The 19,839-nt window shown below is 47.6% G+C and carries 16 protein-coding genes and 1 riboswitch; of the genes, 9 read left to right on the forward strand and 7 right to left on the reverse strand.

Annotated elements, in window-relative coordinates; all coding sequences use genetic code 11:
- Nucleotides 1-18: 18 nt before the first annotated feature.
- Together BQ8014_RS18265 and BQ8014_RS18270 are read left to right on the forward strand one after the other, a co-directional pair.
- Nucleotides 19-1,743, forward strand: a complete 1,725-nt coding sequence (locus BQ8014_RS18265; RefSeq protein ID WP_080905604.1) for a S1 family peptidase — start codon at nt 19-21, stop codon at nt 1,741-1,743.
- Between the two features lie 102 nt (nt 1,744-1,845).
- The gene (locus tag BQ8014_RS18270; protein ID WP_080905605.1) at nt 1,846-2,517 is read left to right on the forward strand and encodes a bifunctional 4-hydroxy-2-oxoglutarate aldolase/2-dehydro-3-deoxy-phosphogluconate aldolase; all 672 of its coding nucleotides are present in this window, start codon (nt 1,846-1,848) and stop codon (nt 2,515-2,517) included.
- A gap of 368 nt (nt 2,518-2,885) precedes the next feature.
- Here BQ8014_RS18270 and BQ8014_RS18275 read toward each other — a convergent pair whose 3' ends face one another.
- Nucleotides 2,886-4,562: a uridine kinase family protein gene (locus tag BQ8014_RS18275; protein WP_080905606.1), complete on the reverse strand. Its 1,677-nt coding sequence runs from the start codon at nt 4,560-4,562 to the stop codon at nt 2,886-2,888.
- A 71-nt stretch (nt 4,563-4,633) separates the two neighbouring features.
- Nucleotides 4,634-5,998 carry a TrpB-like pyridoxal phosphate-dependent enzyme gene (locus BQ8014_RS18280; protein WP_080905607.1) on the reverse strand — a complete coding sequence of 455 codons (1,365 nt, stop codon included), beginning with the start codon at nt 5,996-5,998 and terminating at the stop codon, nt 4,634-4,636.
- 354 nt (nt 5,999-6,352) lie between these two features.
- Between BQ8014_RS18280 and BQ8014_RS18285 the strand changes: the two genes are divergently transcribed.
- From BQ8014_RS18285 to thiH, 7 genes are all read left to right on the forward strand, one after another.
- On the forward strand, nt 6,353-7,576 hold the full coding sequence (locus tag BQ8014_RS18285) for a hypothetical protein (protein WP_080905608.1): 1,224 nt from the start codon (nt 6,353-6,355) through the stop codon (nt 7,574-7,576).
- A 23-nt stretch (nt 7,577-7,599) separates the two neighbouring features.
- A riboswitch (TPP riboswitch) is annotated at nt 7,600-7,692 on the forward strand.
- Between the two features lie 60 nt (nt 7,693-7,752).
- Complete coding sequence (thiS, locus tag BQ8014_RS18290) at nt 7,753-7,977, forward strand: sulfur carrier protein ThiS (protein WP_080905609.1); 225 nt, start codon at nt 7,753-7,755, stop codon at nt 7,975-7,977.
- Nucleotides 7,974-8,570, forward strand: a complete 597-nt coding sequence (locus BQ8014_RS18295) for a thiamine phosphate synthase (RefSeq protein WP_080905610.1) — start codon at nt 7,974-7,976, stop codon at nt 8,568-8,570. Before thiS ends, BQ8014_RS18295 begins: the two co-directional genes overlap by 4 nt.
- Nucleotides 8,567-9,205, forward strand: a complete 639-nt coding sequence (locus BQ8014_RS18300; protein ID WP_080905611.1) for a thiamine phosphate synthase — start codon at nt 8,567-8,569, stop codon at nt 9,203-9,205. The genes BQ8014_RS18295 and BQ8014_RS18300 overlap by 4 nt, the downstream gene beginning before the upstream one ends.
- A 19-nt stretch (nt 9,206-9,224) precedes the next feature.
- Nucleotides 9,225-10,001, forward strand: a complete 777-nt coding sequence (locus BQ8014_RS18305; RefSeq protein WP_080906059.1) for a thiazole synthase — start codon at nt 9,225-9,227, stop codon at nt 9,999-10,001.
- Nucleotides 10,001-11,710 (forward strand): phosphomethylpyrimidine synthase ThiC, encoded by a 1,710-nt coding sequence (gene thiC / locus BQ8014_RS18310; protein WP_080905612.1) that lies wholly within the window; start codon nt 10,001-10,003, stop codon nt 11,708-11,710. Before BQ8014_RS18305 ends, thiC begins: the two co-directional genes overlap by 1 nt.
- A gap of 3 nt (nt 11,711-11,713) precedes the next feature.
- Entirely contained in the window at nt 11,714-12,832 is a 1,119-nt protein-coding gene (thiH, locus tag BQ8014_RS18315) for a 2-iminoacetate synthase ThiH (RefSeq protein WP_080905613.1), read from the forward strand.
- Between the two features lie 93 nt (nt 12,833-12,925).
- On the opposite strand, the gene BQ8014_RS18320 is transcribed toward thiH, so the two are convergent.
- From BQ8014_RS18320 to BQ8014_RS18340, 5 genes are all read right to left on the reverse strand, one after another.
- A complete protein-coding gene (locus BQ8014_RS18320; protein WP_234998090.1) occupies nt 12,926-13,717 on the reverse strand; it encodes a tyrosine-protein phosphatase in 792 nt (263 codons plus the stop codon).
- Entirely contained in the window at nt 13,653-15,983 is a 2,331-nt protein-coding gene (locus BQ8014_RS18325; RefSeq protein ID WP_080905615.1) for a GumC family protein, read from the reverse strand. The genes BQ8014_RS18320 and BQ8014_RS18325 overlap by 65 nt, the downstream gene beginning before the upstream one ends.
- A gap of 22 nt (nt 15,984-16,005) precedes the next feature.
- Entirely contained in the window at nt 16,006-16,821 is an 816-nt protein-coding gene (locus BQ8014_RS18330; protein ID WP_080906060.1) for a polysaccharide biosynthesis/export family protein, read from the reverse strand.
- A gap of 445 nt (nt 16,822-17,266) precedes the next feature.
- Nucleotides 17,267-18,628, reverse strand: coding sequence for an NAD(P)/FAD-dependent oxidoreductase (locus BQ8014_RS18335; protein ID WP_080905616.1), 1,362 nt, complete (start codon nt 18,626-18,628; stop codon nt 17,267-17,269).
- Between the two features lie 125 nt (nt 18,629-18,753).
- Nucleotides 18,754-19,764, reverse strand: coding sequence for an aspartate-semialdehyde dehydrogenase (locus BQ8014_RS18340; protein WP_080905617.1), 1,011 nt, complete (start codon nt 19,762-19,764; stop codon nt 18,754-18,756).
- Nucleotides 19,765-19,839: the final 75 nt, after the last annotated feature.

A 19,839-nucleotide genomic window follows, 5' to 3' on the forward strand; every position in this document is an offset into this window, starting at 1 on the left:
AAACGAAATATAAACAGAATGAATAAAATTATCCTTACTCTATTTGCTATCTCCCAATGCTTGCTGCTGACGGCGCAGAAGAGTGCGCCCAAATGGCTGACTAAAAGTCGGAATGCCGTTATCTCGATCACTACCTACGATAAAGAGAACCGAAAAATTCAGTCGGGTACGGGTTTTTTCATCTCCGAAACGGGGGAAGCACTTTCCTCCTATACCCTCTTCGAGGGAGTAACGCGGGCCGAAGTTACGGATACGGAAGGAAAGACCTATCCGGTAGAGCAGATCCTGGGAGGAGATGAGCTATACGATGTCATCCGTTTTCAGGTGGCCGCCCCGAAAAAGGTGAACTATCTGCCTTTGGCAAAAGAACCGGTCGCTCTACAGACTCAGGTTTACCTGCTGCCATACTCCACCGGGAAAACGGTCGCTTTCAAGCAAGGGCAAATACTGGAAGTCTCCAAACTGAAAGAATCTTTCGGTTATTATAAGGTGTCTTTTCCTCTGGATATAACGGAGAAGAATGCACCATTGCTGCTGGAAAACGGAGAAGTACTGGGATTGGCACAGGAGAGTGCCGGAAAGGGAAAAGATGTCTCCTACGCCGTATCCGCAGGATACCTGAAGAGCCTACATATTAACTCGATGGATGTACTGAACTCTAATTACCAATCCCTTCTGATAAAGAAGGCCTGGCCGGCTAATGCCGACCAGGCTCTTGTCGCCCTCTTCCTGCTACGCAACTCCCAGAATGCACAGGAATACCTGGAAACACTCAACGATTTCATCCGGACATTTCCTTCGACAACGGATGGCTACCTGAACCGGGCATCCCATTATGCGCACAGCCGGAAAGAACTGGCAGGCAGCGGCGACCCCAACGAATACCTGCGCCTTGCCATCTCCGACCTGAAAGAGGCCTCCCGCCATACAGATAATAAGGGAAATATACTATACAGTCAAGCCAAACTTATTTTCGAAGTGGCGTCTACGGATACGACGATTACTGATCCTCAATGGACGCTCCAGGCCGCCGGGGAATCCATCCGTAAGGCGATTGAAGCGGAAGACCTACCTCTTTACCACCAATTACAGGGTGATATAAACTTCTATGTCAGCCAATTCGAGCAAGCCTATCAGGAGTACCAACTAGTCAATGCAAGCAATATCGCCTCTCCGCAATCCTTCTATATGGCAGCCCAAGCAAGGGAGAATACCCCCGGATTCAATACCGCCGAAATCATTGCCCTGCTGGATTCCGCTATTAACCGGACCGGCAATCCGCCTACCGCATCCGCCGCCTCCTACGTCCTGGAACGTATCGACTGGAAAATGAAACTAATGCTTTACAAAGAAGCGGTAGAGGATTATAATCTTTACTACGACCTGCTCAAAGGTGAAGTGAACGCCCCGTTTTATTACTACCGCGAGCAAGCCAAATACCGGGCGGACGATCTGCAAGGAGCTTTAGCCGACATCGAAGAAGCTATGTTCCGCGACCCAAAAGCCCCGGATTACCAGGCGGAAGCCGCCTCAATCCATATCCGACTCGAAGAGTATGCCAAAGCGGAGGAGTATCTGGACAAAGCCTTGCAGTTAGCCCCGGAATTTGCATCCTGCTACCGGCTGAAAGGCATCTGTCGGATGCGCCAGAACAAGAAAGCAGAAGCCTGCACCTTCTTTAACAAAGCAAAAGAATTAGGAGACCCGCTGGCCGACCGGCTGATAAAAACGAATTGTAACTAATCCGGTAATCATTTCCTAAAAACGATAAGACGAAAATAGTTACTTTTGTACTCACTAAAAATTAGATTATAGATTAGATCATAAACACAGAGAATAATAAGAATGGCAAGATTTAGCAAGATCGAAGTGCTGAACGCAATCATCGGCACGGGAATGGTCCCGGTTTACTACAACAAGGATGTTGAGATTGCAAAAGAAGTGGTAAAAGCCTGTTACGCCGGCGGAGTACGTGCGTTTGAATTCACCAACCGCGGAGACTTTGCGCAGGAAGTTTTCGGCGAATTAGTCAAATATACCGCTAAGGAATGTCCGGAATTAGTGTTGGGAATCGGTTCGATTGTCGACCCGGGCACAGCCGCCCTATACCTGCAGTTGGGAGCGAACTTCATCGTCGGCCCGCTGTTCAATCCCGAAATCGCAAAAGTATGCAATCGTCGCCTAGTGCCTTATACCCCGGGGTGCGGTTCCGTATCCGAGATCGGATTCGCCCAGGAAGTAGGTTGCGACCTGTGCAAAATCTTCCCGGCCGGCAACGTCGGAGGTCCTTCGTTCGTGAAAAACATCAAAGCCCCCATGCCCTGGTCGTTGATCATGGCGACCGGAGCCGTCGAACCTACGGAAGAAAACCTCTCCGCCTGGTTCAAAGCAGGCGTCACCTGCGTAGGAATGGGCTCCAAACTATTTCCGAAGGAAGCGATTGCTGCCAAAGACTGGCAAGCCATCACCACCCTCTGTGAAAATGCACTCTCGTATATCCGGAAAAGCAAGCAATAAACAGGAAGGCGGGATACGGAAATCGGGTAAAAACTTTTTATCAGGTCGCGTTCATCGCAAATAGTAGCAGAATTATTTGGGAATATTCAGCAAATAAATAGTTTAATGAATCCCAAGCAAGAATTCCGCTTAATATTGAACAGTATGCCAGTCGGCGTAAGAGATCGAAAAATCGAGTAAGAGGAAAATAGTTTATTTTCCTCTTACTCGATTGTATAAGAGCGGACTTTATGCTTTTTTATTTGAAAAATAAATTAAAAGCCGGAATTAAAACACGATCGATATTATGGTCCCTCATCTTTTATAGCCCCGACTATTCACAATGCATCCTTGATATCATAAACATATACCCGAATCTTAACCGGATATCAATATTTAAACATTCCTCCCCCCAGGAACTCGCGAAGAAGCGAAGTACCGGGAAGTTCTTCGTCCGGAATGCTATTGAAATACTGGAGGAAGCGGATGAGACGATAGGCTTCGGCATTTTCCGTATCTACCTGCTTCACCTCATTCAGCATCGGGACGGCGTATTTCTTCAGGACAGCCAGTTCATAAAGCATGGCGCTGTTGAAGGTAGCATCCGCATTTTCCTGGTAAGGGAAGACCCATTTGTCCTCTCCCCGGCGAACGCTCGGCCAACGGGAGATCGTTTCTTTGGCCGTGTATCCGCGGAAACGGTAATCCCGCACGATACGGCGGAGCAGACGATTATCCGTCGTCGGAATCCAGTTGTACCCGTCGAGAGAGATAGTCGTCAACGCTGAAACATACACCCGGTAGATATATTTATCCTCCACTTCCGACACCAGTTCAGGATTCAGCCCATGGATACCTTCCAGCAACAGGATGGAATTTTCCCTCATCTTCAATTTCTGTCCCCGGTATATGCGCATGCCCGAATTAAAATCATACGTCGGCAAGTCGATCTCCTCCCCCGCAATCAGACGCCGCATGTCACGGTCGAAATAGGGCAGGTCGATGGCATACAGCGACTCGAAATCATACTCCCCGTCTTCATCTTTCGGCGTATCGACCCGGTTCACGTAATAATCGTCCAGCGAAATGCCCAGCGGGTGTAATAAGTTAGTCATCAACTGCACTTGCAATCGCTTGCAGAAAGTCGTTTTTCCAGAAGAAGAAGGGCCGGAAATCAATACGATGCGAACCCCTTCCTTATAACGCTCGGCGATCTCCACCGCAATCCGCGCGACCTGTTTCTCCTGCACCGCTTCGGACACCATGATGACCTCTTGCGTCAAGCCGTTCTCTATCGCCCGGTTCAAATCACCCACATCATTCAGGTTCAGCGTACGCTGCAAAGTCAGGTGCTCCTTATAGGCGGCAAACATTTTCTTCTGCTCGATAACCGGCTCCAGCTCATAAGGGTTGTCTCTTTGCGGCACACGGATCAACAGGCCGTCTTCGTAAGGAATCAAATCGAACAGATGGATATAACCCGAAGAAGGCACCAGGCAACCATAGAAGAAATTCTCGTAGCCTTCCATTTCATAATAGGACGTATAGGCCATGCCGGCCGTCTCAATCAGCAAGGCTTTATCCATCATTCCCCGGCTGCGGAAAAGACGGACCGCGTCTTCCGTCCGTACATTTTTCAGATCGAACGGGAGATCCCGCCGGATGATCCTCCACATCTGTTCCTTAATCTTACCGATCGCCTCCGGATCCAGCTTTTCACCATTGGCCAGCGCACAATAATACCCTTTGGATATCGGATGTTCCAGATTCAGTTTGACGCCGGGATACATATCGTGCGCCGCCTTGGAAAGAACGTAACAGATTGAACGGACGTAGGTGCGGAAGCCGGAAGGGTGCGTACAATCAAGAAACTTCACGTCCTTTGAACGCCAGCAACGGTAATTCAATCCTTCCACCTTATTATTTACCTGCGCATTCATCGGCCGGTAGTGCAGCACATTACCTCCCAGCAATTCATAAATCTCCAGCAGGGAAGATCCGATCGGAACATCCGTATAAGTTTTATTGTTCTTACAGTAAATAGTTATTGTATCGTAATTATTCATAATTCAGGACTTTAATTTCCAAATTCCATCACTTCTAAGGCGATGAGAATACGGTTAACCGTCTCTTTTTCCTATTTGATAATTTGCTCCAACTGATCCAGATTTTTTTCCAGCTCGACCTCTGACAACTCATAGTTGCTCAGGTCTCCGGCAAGATACTGGTCGTAAGCCGCCATATCGATCAGGCCATGGCCGGAAAGATTGAACAGGATCGTACGGGGTTTCCCTTCCAGCTTCGCCTGGTTGGCCTCTTGAATGGCCGCTGCGATGGCGTGTGCCGATTCGGGAGCGGGAATGATGCCTTCCGCTTGTGCAAAAAGAGTAGCTGCAGCAAAGGAATCCAACTGTTTGATGTCGACCGCCTGCATATAACCGTCTTTCTTCAACTGGCTCACGATAGAACCGGCACCGTGATATCGCAAGCCTCCGGCGTGGATATTGGCCGGAGCGAAATTATGCCCCAGCGTATACATCGGGATCAACGGGGTGTAACCGGCCTCGTCTCCGAAATCATATTGGAATTCCCCGCGTGTCAATTTCGGGCAGGAAGAAGGTTCGGCGGCAACGATACGAACTTCTTTTCCCTCCGTCAGTTTATGACGCAAGAAAGGGAACGCGATGCCGGCGAAGTTCGTTCCGCCTCCGAAGCAAGCAACGACGACATCCGGATATTCCCCGGCCATCTCCATCTGTTTTTCCGCTTCGAGGCCGATGACAGTCTGGTGAAGCATCACGTGATTGAGGACGCTTCCCAGGGTATATTTGCAATTAGGCGTCTGGATCGCCAGCTCGACGGCTTCCGAAATAGCCGTTCCCAAGCTGCCCTGGTAAGTCGGATGAGCCGTCAGAATCGCGCGCCCGGCTTTCGTACTCATACTGGGGGAAGCGATCACCTGCGCACCGAAGGTCTGCATGATCGACCGGCGGTAAGGCTTCTGCTCATAGCTGATTTTTACCATATAGACAGCCAACTCCAGCCCGAAAGCCTTGGCTGCATACGAAAGGGCAGCTCCCCATTGCCCGGCGCCGGTTTCCGTCGTGATATTGGTCACGCCTTCCTTTTTGCAGTAATAAGCTTGTGCTATGGCCGAATTCAGCTTATGGGAACCCACCGGGCTGACACTTTCGTTTTTGAAATAGATATGGGCCGGCGTATCCAGCGCCTTCTCCAGTCCATAGGCGCGGACAAGCGGAGTGGGACGCCAGTTCTTGTACATATCGCGCACCTCTTCCGGAATCTCGATCCACGGATCAGTCTGGTTCAGTTCCTGTTCTACCAACGCTTTGGCGAATAGGGGATAAAGTTCTTCCGCCTTAAGCGGTTGTTTGGTTCCGGGATTCAGAAGGGGTAACGGTTTGTTCTTTAAATCCGCGACGATATTATACCATGCCGTCGGAATGTCTTTTTCCTGCAACAGGAATTTCTTTGTGCTCATGCTCTAAGATTCTTTATTAATGTTAGTATACTCATACCTATTAACAAAGAAACGAATAATATTTCTTTACATCAAATGCCTGCAAGGGAAAACGTTTTTTGCGCGTTGGCTTTTGATTATTTCAACGGACTGCTTTTATTTTTTTATACTGGTTACTCAACTTTCACCGGCCGGTGAAAATCAGATTTCCACTATCTGTTAAAGAAAAAGTCGTTGCCATATTACTTTTTTGCCTATGCCGCGGCATGAAAAAGAGTTGGAAATAAAACTTAAACGGTTTATTTAACTTCTCTGAAGAAATGCATACCTTTGTGTCCTCTATTGAAAACAATGACAGAATAGCCTGAAATATTGATGAAACGTCTAACATTTCTTATATTATCTTTTCTTCTTCTCTTAACCGGCGCCAAAGCGCAAAAAGATAATTTTTCTTATCAGTTTTACGGATTCGTCCGGGGTGACCTTTACTATAATTCACGCAGTAATTACGAAACGGTAGATGGTGTTTTCTACCTCTATCCCAAAGACGAGGTGAAGGATCCGAACGGGAAAGACTTGAATGCGAATCCAAACAGTTCCTTTTATTCTTTTTGCACCCGGCTGGGATTGGATATAGCAGGCCCCCGGATCGGTTCGGCACAGACCTCCGCCAAGATTGAAACCGACCTGAGCGGGACAACGTCCATCAATTTTATGCTTCGTATCCGCCATGCCTATGCACAGTTGAAATGGGAAAACGGATCGACGCTATTGCTGGGGCAAACCTGGCATCCGCTTTTCGGAGAAGTAAAGCCCGACGTACTGAACCTGGCTACCGGGAGCCCTTTCCAACCTTTCAACCGTAGTCCGCAAATAAGATACAAATATCAGGCCGGAAGATTCACCCTCACCGGATCGGCGATTTACCAACTAATTTATAAATCCGAAGGCCCTGCCGGGAAAAGCGAGGAATACCAGAAGAACGGCGTCTTACCGGAACTTTATGCCGGGATCGACTATTCAAAAGGCAACTTCCTGGCCGGAGTAGGCATCGATATGCTTTCCCTTAAACCGCGCCTGCAGTCGGTGGTGGACAATGAAATATACAAGGTAGACGAGCGGATTACCACCTTTTCCTACGAGGCGCATGCCCGATATGCAACAAAGGAGCTTAATCTTGCCGCCAAAACACTCCTCGCGTCTAACCTGACGCATACTTCCCTGCTCGGAGGCTACGGCGTAACGGCCATCGACCCGGTCACCGGGCAACAGGATTATACGCCTTTCCGCCATTCGACAACCTGGGTAAACGCTACCTACGGAACCAAATGGCAAGGCGGCCTCTTTGCCGGTTATACGAAGAACCTGGGGACGGACGAGCCGTTGGTCGGCAGCGTTTACGGCGGAGGACTTCAAGTGGACCAACTGAAAGCCGGCGGGGCGCAAATCACCTATAACCTGCCTAACTGGACGGTCGGAATAGAATACCTGGCAACAACTGCCGACTATGGGACGATCGACAACTTCGACGGGAAAGTGCGCGATACGCACGGGGTAACCAACCACCGCGTTTTATGTACTTTTTTCTATCGTTTCTGAGAAAAAAACAATATATTTGCGAAACAACAATCAAGGGGTGCCTAAGTATAGGCTGAGATTACACCCTCGAACCTGATGCGGATAATGCCGCCGTAGGAATGATATACTCCTATCTTTTTGTCCTTTGGGACACTCTCCCCTCGGTTGTTTATTGGTAGAAATAAACAAATTCGGAGATGACTACTATTAAATTAAATGACAAATCTTATGAGATAGCGGAAGAAAGTACGCTTCTTACTTTCCTGGAAAGCCATGGATTCCGTCCCGAAGGGCTTGCCATCGCCATCGACTACGACGTAATCCCGCGTGAAAACTGGAAGGAGACCAAACTGACCGACGGTATGGAGCTAATGATGATCCGTGCCGTCTGCGGAGGTTCCGGCAAAAGCGTCCGCCTGTGAAACTGATTGTTTTGACAGCGGAGGAGTTTCTTCCGGAAGAAGCGGCCGTATTAAACGCATTTTTCGGAGAAGGCTTGGAGACGCTCCACCTGCGGAAACCGGCATCCGGAGCGGAAGAGGTAAAGCGTTTGCTGGACAGTATCCTGCCATCTTTCCTCGGCAGGATTGTCTTGCACGACCATTTCCAATTGACACAGTCTTATCCGTTGAAAGGAATCCATCTGAACAGGCGCAATCCGCACCGGCCGGAAGGATATACCGGTTCCGTCAGCCGCTCTTGCCATACGCTGGAAGAGGTGAGGGAATCCGGGGCTTTCCAATACGTTTTCCTCAGTCCCATCTTCCAAAGCATCTCGAAAGAAAAGTATGGGCAGGCCTTCTCCGATGCGGAACTCTTCCGGGCAAAAGACGAAGGAATCCTCAGCGGACGGGTCATCGCCTTAGGGGGGATCAGCCGGGAAACGCTCCCTCAGGCTGCAGCTTACGGTTTCGGCGGAGCGGCCATACTCGGTACCCTCTGGAAGGCGGGAAATACAAGAAAGGACTGGATCCCTATTTTCCAGGATTTAAGACAAGAATGTGATCGATTATGAAAGGACTACTTTTTATCACTCACCAAAATAACCAATACGATACGCTGGACTCTGTCCGGATCGCATTGGAAGGCGGATGCCGCCAAATCCAGCTGCGAATGAAGGATGCCGCCAAAGAGGCGGTCGCCCTGGTCGGGAGGGAAGCCATGGCTTTATGCAAGAAGGTCGGAGCGGAATTGTACATAGACGACCACGTCGACGTCTGTCGTGAAGTCGGCGCTGCGGGCGTCCATCTAGGCAAACTGGATATGCCTCCGGAGCAGGCGCGTACCTATCTGGGCAAAGCGTACCGGATCGGGGGAACAGCCAATACGTTTGACGATATCTGCCGGCTTGCGGAAAAAGGAGTTGATTATATCGGACTCGGACCGTTTCGTTTCACCGAAACAAAAAAAAATCTAAGTCCGCTTCTGGGACTGAATGGTTACCGGACCATCCTTAAACGGTGCCAAGCGAACGGCATCCGTCTTCCGGTTCTTGCTATCGGAGGGATCACTCCCGACGATATCCCCTGCCTGATGGAGACGGGAATCAGCGGGATCGCTCTCTCTTCCGTGATCCTTCAGGCGGATGATCCCGTAAAAAAGACCCGGGAGATTGTAGAACGGATGAAAATGCATGAATCATATTATTAATCAATATATAACCAGCAATATGAAAAAATTAATAATCGCCGGACAGGAATTCGATTCCCGTCTTTTTCTCGGTACAGGCAAGTTCAGTTCCAATGAACTGATGGGGCGGGCAATCGAAGCTTCCCGGACCGGAATGGTTACCGTTGCGATGAAACGGGTCGACCTGAAAGACAAAGAGGACGACTTGTTGGCCCATGTTCGTAAGCCGGGCATCCAGTTGTTGCCGAATACTTCCGGAGTACGTAACGCCAAAGAAGCTGTCTTCGCCGCCAAGCTGGCCCGAGAAGCGTTCGAAACCAACTGGCTGAAACTGGAGATCCATCCGGATCCCAAGTATCTACTTCCCGACCCGATAGAGACATTGAAGGCAACGGAGGAGTTAGCTAAACTCGGATTCATCGTTCTGCCTTACATCCAGGCCGATCCCGTTTTATGCAAGCGGCTGGAATCGGCCGGTGCGGCTACCGTAATGCCTTTGGGCGCTCCGATAGGGACGAACAAGGGCTTGCGTACACGGGATTTATTGGAAATCATCATTGAACAGAGTACGATTCCGGTAGTCGTAGATGCCGGCATAGGCGCTCCTTCTCATGCCGCCGAAGCGATGGAATTAGGGGCCGATGCCGTCTTGGTCAATACGGCAATCGCCATTGCCGGTGATCCGGTCGCCATGGCATACGCTTTCCGTCTGGCCGTCGAAAGCGGGCGGATTGCCTACGAAGCCCGGTTGGCCGGCACCTTGGAAATCGCCGGAGCAACCAGTCCGTTAACGTCTTTCTTAATATCCTCAAAATAATGAAGAATCGATATCAACGGATCTCTTACCCATCGTCACGCAAGATTTATGTAAACGGAAAACTGCATGACATTTCCGTAGGGATGCGCTCCATCCGTTTGTTAGATACGGTATCGGAAGAGAACGGCGTACGGAAAGCGGAAAAGAACGCACCGGTAGTCGTCTATGATACCAGCGGAGAATACTCCGACCCGGAAGTAAAAGTCGATATCTGCCGGGGATTGTCCCGCCTCCGCGAGCCGTGGATCGAGGCAAGACAGGACACCAAACGGCTTCCGGACTTCATTTCCGCATATTGCAACGAGCGAAGGGCGGATCCGCACCTGGATTCCATCCGTTTCCCGGTAACGCATCTTCCCCGGCGAGCAAAGGAGGATAAGCAGATTACACAAATGTATTATGCCCGGCAGGGTGTCATCACTCCGGAAATGGAATATGTGGCAATCCGCGAAAACCAACAGAACGAGCTCCTGGGGATCGAAACTTCCATCACACCGGAGTTTGTGCGTAGCGAAGTTGCCGCCGGGCGGGCTATCATCCCGGCAAATATCAATCATCCGGAAGCCGAGCCGATGATTATCGGGACAAATTTCCTGGTCAAGATAAATACCAATATCGGCAACTCGGCCCTCTCTTCCGGCATCGACGAGGAGGTGGAAAAGGCAGTTTGGAGCTGTAAATGGGGAGGGGACACCATAATGGATCTCTCCACCGGAAACAACATACACGAAACGCGGGAATGGATTGTGCGGAATACCCCGGTGCCGGTCGGCACGGTACCGCTCTATCAGACGTTGGAGAAGGTAGAGGGGCGCATCAGTGACCTGACATGGGAGATCTACCGGGACACGCTTATCGAACAATGCGAACAGGGGGTCGATTATTTCACTATCCATGCCGGATTGCTCCGGAGGCATCTCCCGCTGATCGAAGGCCGGACGACCGGCATTGTCTCCCGCGGAGGATCGATCATCGCCAATTGGATGTCGCAACATGGGAAAGAAAATTTCTTCTATACGCATTTCGAAGAGATCTGCGAATTACTCGCCCTGTATGACGTGGCGGTATCGTTGGGTGACGGCTTGCGCCCGGGTTGTACGGCGGATGCCAACGACGGCGCACAGTTTGCCGAACTTTCAGTATTAGGCGAACTGACAAAGATAGCCTGGAAGCATCATGTACAAGTCCTGATCGAAGGGCCGGGACACGTACCGATGCACAAAATTAAAGCCAATATGGACGAGCAGATCAGTCATTGCCACGGGGCTCCGTTCTATACCTTGGGTCCTTTGACGACCGACATCGCTCCCGGATACGACCATATCACCTCGGCGATCGGCGCCGCACAAATCGCCTGGTACGGCACGGCGATGATATGCTATGTGACTCCAAAGGAACATCTCGGCCTGCCGGATAAAGAGGATGTACGCGCCGGCGTAATTGCCTACAAGATTGCTGCGCATGCCGCCGACTTGGCGAAAGGACATCCCGGCGCCGAGATACGTGACAACGCCCTGAGCAAGGCTCGGTATGATTTCCGCTGGAAAGACCAGTTCAACCTTTCGCTCGATCCGGAGAAAGCGCTGGAATATTACCGCCTCGGGCATCTGGGCGACGAAAGTGACCATTGCACCATGTGCGGGCCGAATTTTTGCGCTATGAAGCTGACAAAAGAAATGCATACATGTAACGTTTTAACAGAAGAATAAAGAATGTTTAAAGATTTAATCGATCAATATAATTGGGAAGAGACCGAAGAAAAAATCTATTCAAAGACGGCCCAAGAAGTGGAAAACGCACTCACCAAACAAGGCCGTTTAACGTTGGATGACTTCATGGCGTTGATTTCCCCTGCTGCCAAACCCTATCTGGAGCCGATGGCGGCGCTCAGCCGGAAATATACGCAGGAACGGTTCGGTAAAACCATGCAGATGTTCATCCCGCTTTACATCACCAATTCATGCACGAATCACTGCATCTATTGCGGTTTCAACATCAATAACGACATCCATCGCATCGTACTGGACGAAACGCAAATCCTCGAGGAAGCGCAGGCAATCAAACAATTGGGGGACTTTCAGAACGTGATCGTCCTCACCGGAGAAAATCCGAAAGTGGCGAATGTGGATTATGTCAGGCGGGCTCTTGAACTGCTCCGCTCCTATTTTTCCAATTTATCAGTGGAAATACCTCCCATGGAGGTAGATGAATATGAACAGTTGATTGACGCCGGACTAAACGGAGTGACTTGTTTTCAGGAAACATACCACGAAGCTCGGTATAAGGTCTATCATCCCAAAGGGAAAAAATCCAACTACACCTGGCGGGTCAACTCCTATGACCGGATGGGGCTGGCCGGCGTACATAAAATCGGACTGGGGGTTCTGATCGGATTGGAAGACTGGCGAACCGACCTAACGATGATGGCGCTTCATCTCCGCTATATGGAGAAAACCTATTGGCAAACGAAATACGCCGTCTCTTTTCCCCGGATACGTCCTCATGAAGGAAAAGAGTTCCAGCCGAATTCAATCATGGATGACCGGGAACTGGCGCAATCCATCTTTGCTTTTCGCCTCTTCGATCATGATCTCGACTTATCGCTTTCCACCCGTGAAAGCCCCGATTTCCGCGATCACATGACAACCTTGGGATTGACGTCCATCAGCGCCGGATCCAAAACCGATCCGGGAGGTTACAGCGTCTACAAATCCGAGCTGGAACAATTCATGATCAATGATGACCGCGCGCCGGAAGTCGTTGCCGCAGCAGTAAAAGTCCAAGGCTACGAGGTCATCTGGAAGGACTGGGATCTTTGCCTGCAATCGTGAATTCCATTTATTTTATAAAAAAACCACGCCGGTGAATCCACTCATTCACCGGCGTGGTTTTTCTTTCTATTTCCTGAGAAATCGTTTTCACACCTACCATAACAGGTCATTCCGGCCTATCAAACTACGGATCAAATTTTTTTCCGGCAAACTTAGTTTCAGCCGCTCCAACGCTTCCCGCAAAATCCGATAACTATGTATATCTGTTCCTGCAAAATCATAAAACCCATGCTGCAACAAATACCAGGCAACGTCATAAGCACGTTTCCCGTATTGCCCTGATAAAGACAAGAGGTTAAGCTGATACAGGCAACCCTTTTCTTTTAAAGTCGTATAATCCGCTCTTTCCATGAACATATAACGTTCCGGATGTGCAATAATCGGTTGAAAGCCTTTCACTTGCAGATTGTATACCACGCTATTCAGCTCGGGAGAAGGATACATGTATGACATTTCTATCAACACATATTTATCAGACAAGGTAAGCAATCCCTCTTTCATCTGCCCGTCGAAAGCAGCGTCCAACATATATTCGCCGGCTAACCGCAATGCAATGCCTTCGGGTGCCTTTTGCAGTAAAGAAGAAAACTGTTGTCGCAAGAAACCCGGACGATTCGATTCGAGCTCCGACATGATATGAGGGGTCAGGTAAACATGTTTTACTCCCCGGTTTCTCATTTCTTCCAAAGCTTTTACCGATTCATCCACCGTGCGCATTCCGTCATCCACACCGGGTAAGTAATGGGAGTGAATGTCCGTCATACCTTCCAATAAATCTGTTTGCCAGGCAGACTTCTTAGGTATGAAACAATAAAATAAACTACTTTTCTTTTTCATTTCCATAACCGTAGCCATAACCGTATCCATAGCCATAGCCGTAGCCATAACCGGAATGTTTGTAATCTACTCCATTTAGTATCAGAGCTAAATTATGGAATTTCTTCTGATCATACAATTTATTCAAGTCGGGTAGCATTCGGCGATCGAACCGACCCGCACGAATCACGTAAATTGTCAGATCGACAACACGATCCACGATCGCTGCATCCGCGACTACCTGAGAAGGAACATTATCCAGGAAAATATAATCATACCGCTTTTTCAACTCTTCGATCATAAAATCCAAACGGTCACTCAATAAAAGTTCCGCCGGATTGGGAGGAACCGGACCGCCTCCGATTATATCCAGGTTTTCGTCCAAGACCCCCTTGTGGATGATTTCGTCAATTGAATTTACCTGACCGGACAAGAAGTTCGTTACCCCTTTCTTTTCCCCCGTTATGTTAGTCCGTTCACTTAACGTTCCTTTACGAATGTCCAAATCGACCAATACGACTTTCTTATGAATCAGGGCGAGGCTCATGGCCAAATTAATAGATATGAAAGTCTTCCCCGCTCCCGGATTGGTAGAGGTCAAAGTGATCACTTTTAACTCTTCAGTCTTCACACGCATAAAATCCATATTCGTTCGAAGAATACGGAAAGCCTCGGACACGGAATCCCTTCCGCTTTTATGAATCACGACTTCCGCCTTGCTTTTCTTTTCACGCAAAGGAATTTCGCCCAAGAAAGGTATTTTTACCGCATCTTCCACCTCTTTACGATTGCGTACGGTAGTACTCAATGACTCTTGTAGCCAAAGGCTTCCGGCCGGGATGACACAGCCTAAAATGAGAGCAGCCAACATCACGATCATTGATTTCGGCGATACCGGTTGATTGCTTCCCGACGCCGCATCAATAATCCGGGCGTTACTTTCGGTGATTGCTTGAGTCAAGGCATTCTCTTCGCGTTTATTCAGTAAATAGAGGTATAATTCTTCCTTGATTTTCTGCTGCCGCTCTACTGATAAGACATACTTTTGTTGTGTCGGTACAGCCGTAATTCGACGGGCCGTTTGAGCTTCCCGTTGGCGTGTATTCTTCATTTGTATGTTCAGCCCCATGATCAAATTGTCTACTGTCCGGATAATCGACTGTTTCATCGCATTCAGGGAGTTGTTCAAATCCATAACAACCGGGTTCCTATCGCTACTATTATTGATCAGTCTATCCCTTTTTAATAAAACAGCGTTGTATTCGTTGATCTGCGTTTCCACATTCGCATCGGCAATGCCGGTATTAGCCGGAATCAAGTTGGCATTTTTTGAAGGATCTACCAGATACGAACGTATATATTGAGCTAAAGTAAGTTGGTTCTCCAAAGCGAGTGCATCTTTGTTGTATGAACTGGATTCCTGAAGATACATACCGGTTTCTGAAGAAATATCCGTCAATTGGTTATCACGTTTATACGTTTCTATATCCGAATCCACGGCTCCCAGATCTTTTTCGATGATAATCAAACGTTCATTAATAAATTCAGATGTATTGATTGCAATTTGGTTTTTGTCGTTAATGGCATCTTCATTGTAAATGGCAATTAACGTATTCACCACATCTTCCGCACGGGGAATTGATTGATCCGTCAAGGTCAGATTGACAATGGTAGCCGTTTTGCTGGCTAACGACACTTGCAGGCTTTGCCGGAAAGCCAAGGCAACCGCCTCCAAATCGGATTTTGTAACTTGAATATCTTTATTGAAATAGGTCTCATTATAATAAAGTGTAGGTTGGACAAAAAGACGTCCGACCGGTGTGTTAACCGTATCTTTTAAATTTACGGTCAGGATTTCGCTATTCTCTGTCGAGAAACCGGACAATTGTACCTTTTCCTTAGATAAAGGGATCACCGTAAAATAAAAAGACTCATGCTCTTCCGCATCCGGAAACTGAACCATTACCGGAGATTGCGTATATAACTCGACCGTACGTATTCCTTCCCGAATGGTATAGCTGACATCCAGGCGAAGCCGGCTAGCCACGTCTTTCATCAATCGCTTAGCCTGGAACACCAGCACTTCATTGTCCACATTACTTTTAATATTAAACATATTAAACTCATCAAACGCAGCTGATTCGCTCGGCGCTCCCCCTTTGGAATTGTCTTTGATCAGTACGGTTGCCGTACGTGTATATGATTTAGGAGCCCATTGCAAATAAATAAAAGCCACGATTAAACAAAACAGGACAGAACCGGCAAACAACATCCAGTTTTTCCGAAGAATCAACAATAAATCACTCAGGTTGATTTCTTTTTCTATTTCTTCCATAATATAAGATCTTTTCCTGCATTTATTTGGATAAGTTCACAATAATCGCTGTAACCGAGGCAATCACAGAAATGGCCGAAAGCCAGACTCCGACAGAATTATTCTGGTTAATGCCGCTTTGTGCCGCTTTCACTTTATTCGGTTCCACGTATACAATATCATTTTGCTGTAAATAATAACAAGGAGAGTTAAATATATCCGCCGAACGCAAATCATGATATAAAACCGTTCGGACGTCATTATTTTCCCGGATGACAGCAACCCGATCCCGTCTTCCGTAGATTGTCAGATCACCAGCCATACTCAATGCCTCCAACAAGGTCACCCGGTCTCCTTTAATAGTGAAACTCCCGGGGCGATCAACTTCCCCCATCACCGATATCTTAAAATTAAGAAATTGAACCGTCACAATAGGATCTTTGATCAGATCGGATTCCATCAATTTTTCTTTAATCAAATTTGTCAGATCCAACCGGGTAAGCCCTTCCACATGAAGTTTACCCAAGATAGGGAAGTCTATATCTCCATTCGTATCTACCAGGTATCCGAGTATCCGCTGTTGTCCATAACCTCCGGCTTCTTCCGAGCCTAATTGATAGGTAACCATCGGCATATTAAAAGGTAATGCCAACTCCGGATTTCTACTGTTTACCAAAATAGCCAGCAAATCATCCTTATGAATGGACATTTGATAAATAGACTCTATTTTTTGGGCCTTGTATGAGTCAATATCCTGGAGATACAACACTTCTTTAGGCGATGTACAACCTATCAGAATTCCTATAGCTCCAACACAAAGGTACTTTGTGATTTTATAAACATTATTTATGACATCCATCTTTCTTAAAGTACAGTCCCAGAACCTGGATTCTCCCCCACTTCTACGCATATTGTTAATTCTATATTCATATTAGTCCATAAAAACGTATCCGAGCAAGAAATGCTCGAAGGTTTCAAATATACATAAGCTTTGCTTATAACTCATTGCACTTATCGAGTAAATAAGAGGGTCTGTTCTTTATTAATAAAACCGAACGACAACCGCAGTTTAAATACAGATAAAAAATTACTCATAATCTCTCAAAAAGAAACAGAAAAGAAAAAAAAGCATAAAAAGACAAGAATCAAAACAGAAAAAGTCAACAACGATCGATTGAAATTCCGCCAGTAAGAAAGAAAAGATATTACATTCCCGCAATTAAATAGTCTGATTGGGTAGGAACGGATTTTACTTTGGATTCAAACGCAGATCAAATCTTATATAGATGACAAACCGTCCTTTATCATGTTTCATCGTCCTTTTTCGGGCCGAGGACATCCTCGCCCCAGTGACAGTTGGCTTCACGAATTTCACGCTCGATGATTTCTTTGGCACGGCGTGCGTAAATAATCAGGCGCATGGAGTAATCATAGGTGATGTAATTCCAGGTCCAGTTAAGCAGTACCAAGACCTTGTTGCGGATGCCCAGGAGGGAACGGAGATGGACAACCAGCCAGATAAGCCAGGCAAACCAGCCGTGCAGTTTCATGTTTGCGAACTCGGCAACCGCCCGGTTACGGCCGATCGTTGCCATCGAACCCAGATCGTTGTAACGGAAAGGCTCCATCGGCTCCCCCCTGTCCAGGCGAACAAGGTTTTGAGCTAATAATTCACCTTGCTGAATAGCAGGCTGGGCCATTTGGGGATGGCCGTTCGGGAAGTTTGAATCGGAAGTCATCAGGCATTGGTCGCCTATCGCAAAAAGATTGTCACTCCCAATTATTCGATTGAACTCGTCGACTTTGATCCGTCGCCCTCTCCCAAGCCAGGAATGGTCCATATTGCCTATATCGACAGCTGACACACCGCTAACCCATATAAAAGAGCGAGTCGGAATCTCTTCGCCGCTTTCGAGTATGACTTTATGATCGCAGTAATCGACCACCTTGCTGTGCAGTTTAACCTCCACTCCCATCTTAGTCAAGGCTTCCAGCGCATTCTCGGAAGATTCAGGAGACATACCGGCTAACAAACGGTCAGCCGCTTCGATCAAATAGATATGCAGCAGATTCTTATCCATATCCGGATAATCCTGCGGAATGGCAAACCGTTTCATTTCGGAGATCGCCCCGGCAATCTCCACCCCGCTGGCGCCTCCGCCGACAATCACGACATTCAGCAGCTCGTGCATCTCCTCTTCGTCGGCACAAGTCACAGCCCTTTCAAAGTTCGAAAGCAATGCATTGCGAAGCCCCATCGCCTCGGAGACCGTCTTCATCGGGATGGCATATTCTTCAACATTCTTGTTGCCAAAGAAATTAGAAGTCGTTCCGGCCGCAAAAACCAGGTAATCGTAACTGACTTTGCCGATAGACGTTTGAATCATGTTACGTTCCGGGAAAATAGCCCGGACTTCGGCCAGGCGAAAATAGAAATTCTTACGTTTATGGAATATCTTACGGAACGGGAAGGAAATCGAAGTAGGCTCCATCCCGGCAGAAGCGACTTGATAAATCAAAGGCAAGAATTGATGATAGTTGTTCTTATCTACCAATACAACCTGAAAGTCGGCCTTTTTGAGCTTTTGCGCAAGCTTTAACCCGCCAAAACCTCCACCTACAATCACGACTCTCTTCTTTTCTGTTCGTGGAATATTAAAACTCATAATTAAAACAATTTTATTGAATACCTAAACAAATTCTTTTGAACTATGGAATAAAACGGGAAAAGGGCCTCTCAAGTAAATTTATACTCAGGAAACCCTTTTCTCCTATTATCATTTCCTCCTTTTTATCCGATATTTTTCACCTTAATCAGATATTCGGCAATCTGCACCGCATTCAGCGCAGCTCCTTTTTTTATCTGATCACTCACCGTCCAAAAGGTAATTCCGTTCGGATTCGTCAGATCCTTGCGGATACGCCCGACATAAACCGGATCCTTTCCTGCAACGAACAAAGGCATCGGATATTCTTTTTTTGCCGTTTCGTCTTGCAGGATCACACCTTCCGCTTCCGAAAACGCCTTACGAACCTCTTCGATGCCAAGCGGATGTTCCGTCTCTACCCAAGTGGCTTCGCTATGTGCGCGAATCACCGGTACACGTACGCAGGTTGCACTCACCTCGATATCCGAATGCATGATCTTGCGCGTTTCGTTATACATTTTCATTTCTTCCTTCGTATAACCGTTTTCCGTAAAGACATCTACCTGGGGAATGACATTATATGCCAACTGGTAGGCAAACTTCTCTACCGTAGGCTCTTCTCCCTTAAGCAACTGCTCATATTGCTTCGCCAGTTCCGCCATTGCCGAAGCGCCTGCACCACTAGCCGCCTGATAAGTCGACACATGGACTCGTTTGATATGAGAAAGACCTTCAATCGCTTTCAACGCTACGGTCATCTGGATTGTCGTACAGTTCGGATTGGCAATGATTCCGCGGGGACGATTCAAAGCGTCTTCCGGATTGACTTCCGGTACAACCAAAGGAACGTCCTTCTCCATACGGAATGCGCTCGAATTATCAATCATCACCGCTCCATACTTCGTTATAGTTTCTGCAAATTCAAGGGAAGTGCCCCCTCCGGCCGAAACAAAAGCAACATCGACCCCTTTAAAATCATCATTATGTTTCAGCTCTTTGACTGTATACTGTTTACCTTTAAAAGAATAAACACGTCCGGCACTACGAGACGAACCGAATAAAAGCAGTTCATCTATCGGAAAATCTCTCTCTTCCAGTACGCGGAGGAACTCTTGTCCTACCGCACCACTTACACCTACAATAGCTACAGTCATTTTAAACAATAATTAGTATATAAAAAAATCGATTGTTTTTATCTTTGCTTTAACTTATAATAAAATAACCATTTT

Source organism: Parabacteroides sp. Marseille-P3160, from assembly GCF_900162725.1.
Classification (GTDB): domain Bacteria; phylum Bacteroidota; class Bacteroidia; order Bacteroidales; family Tannerellaceae; genus Marseille-P3160.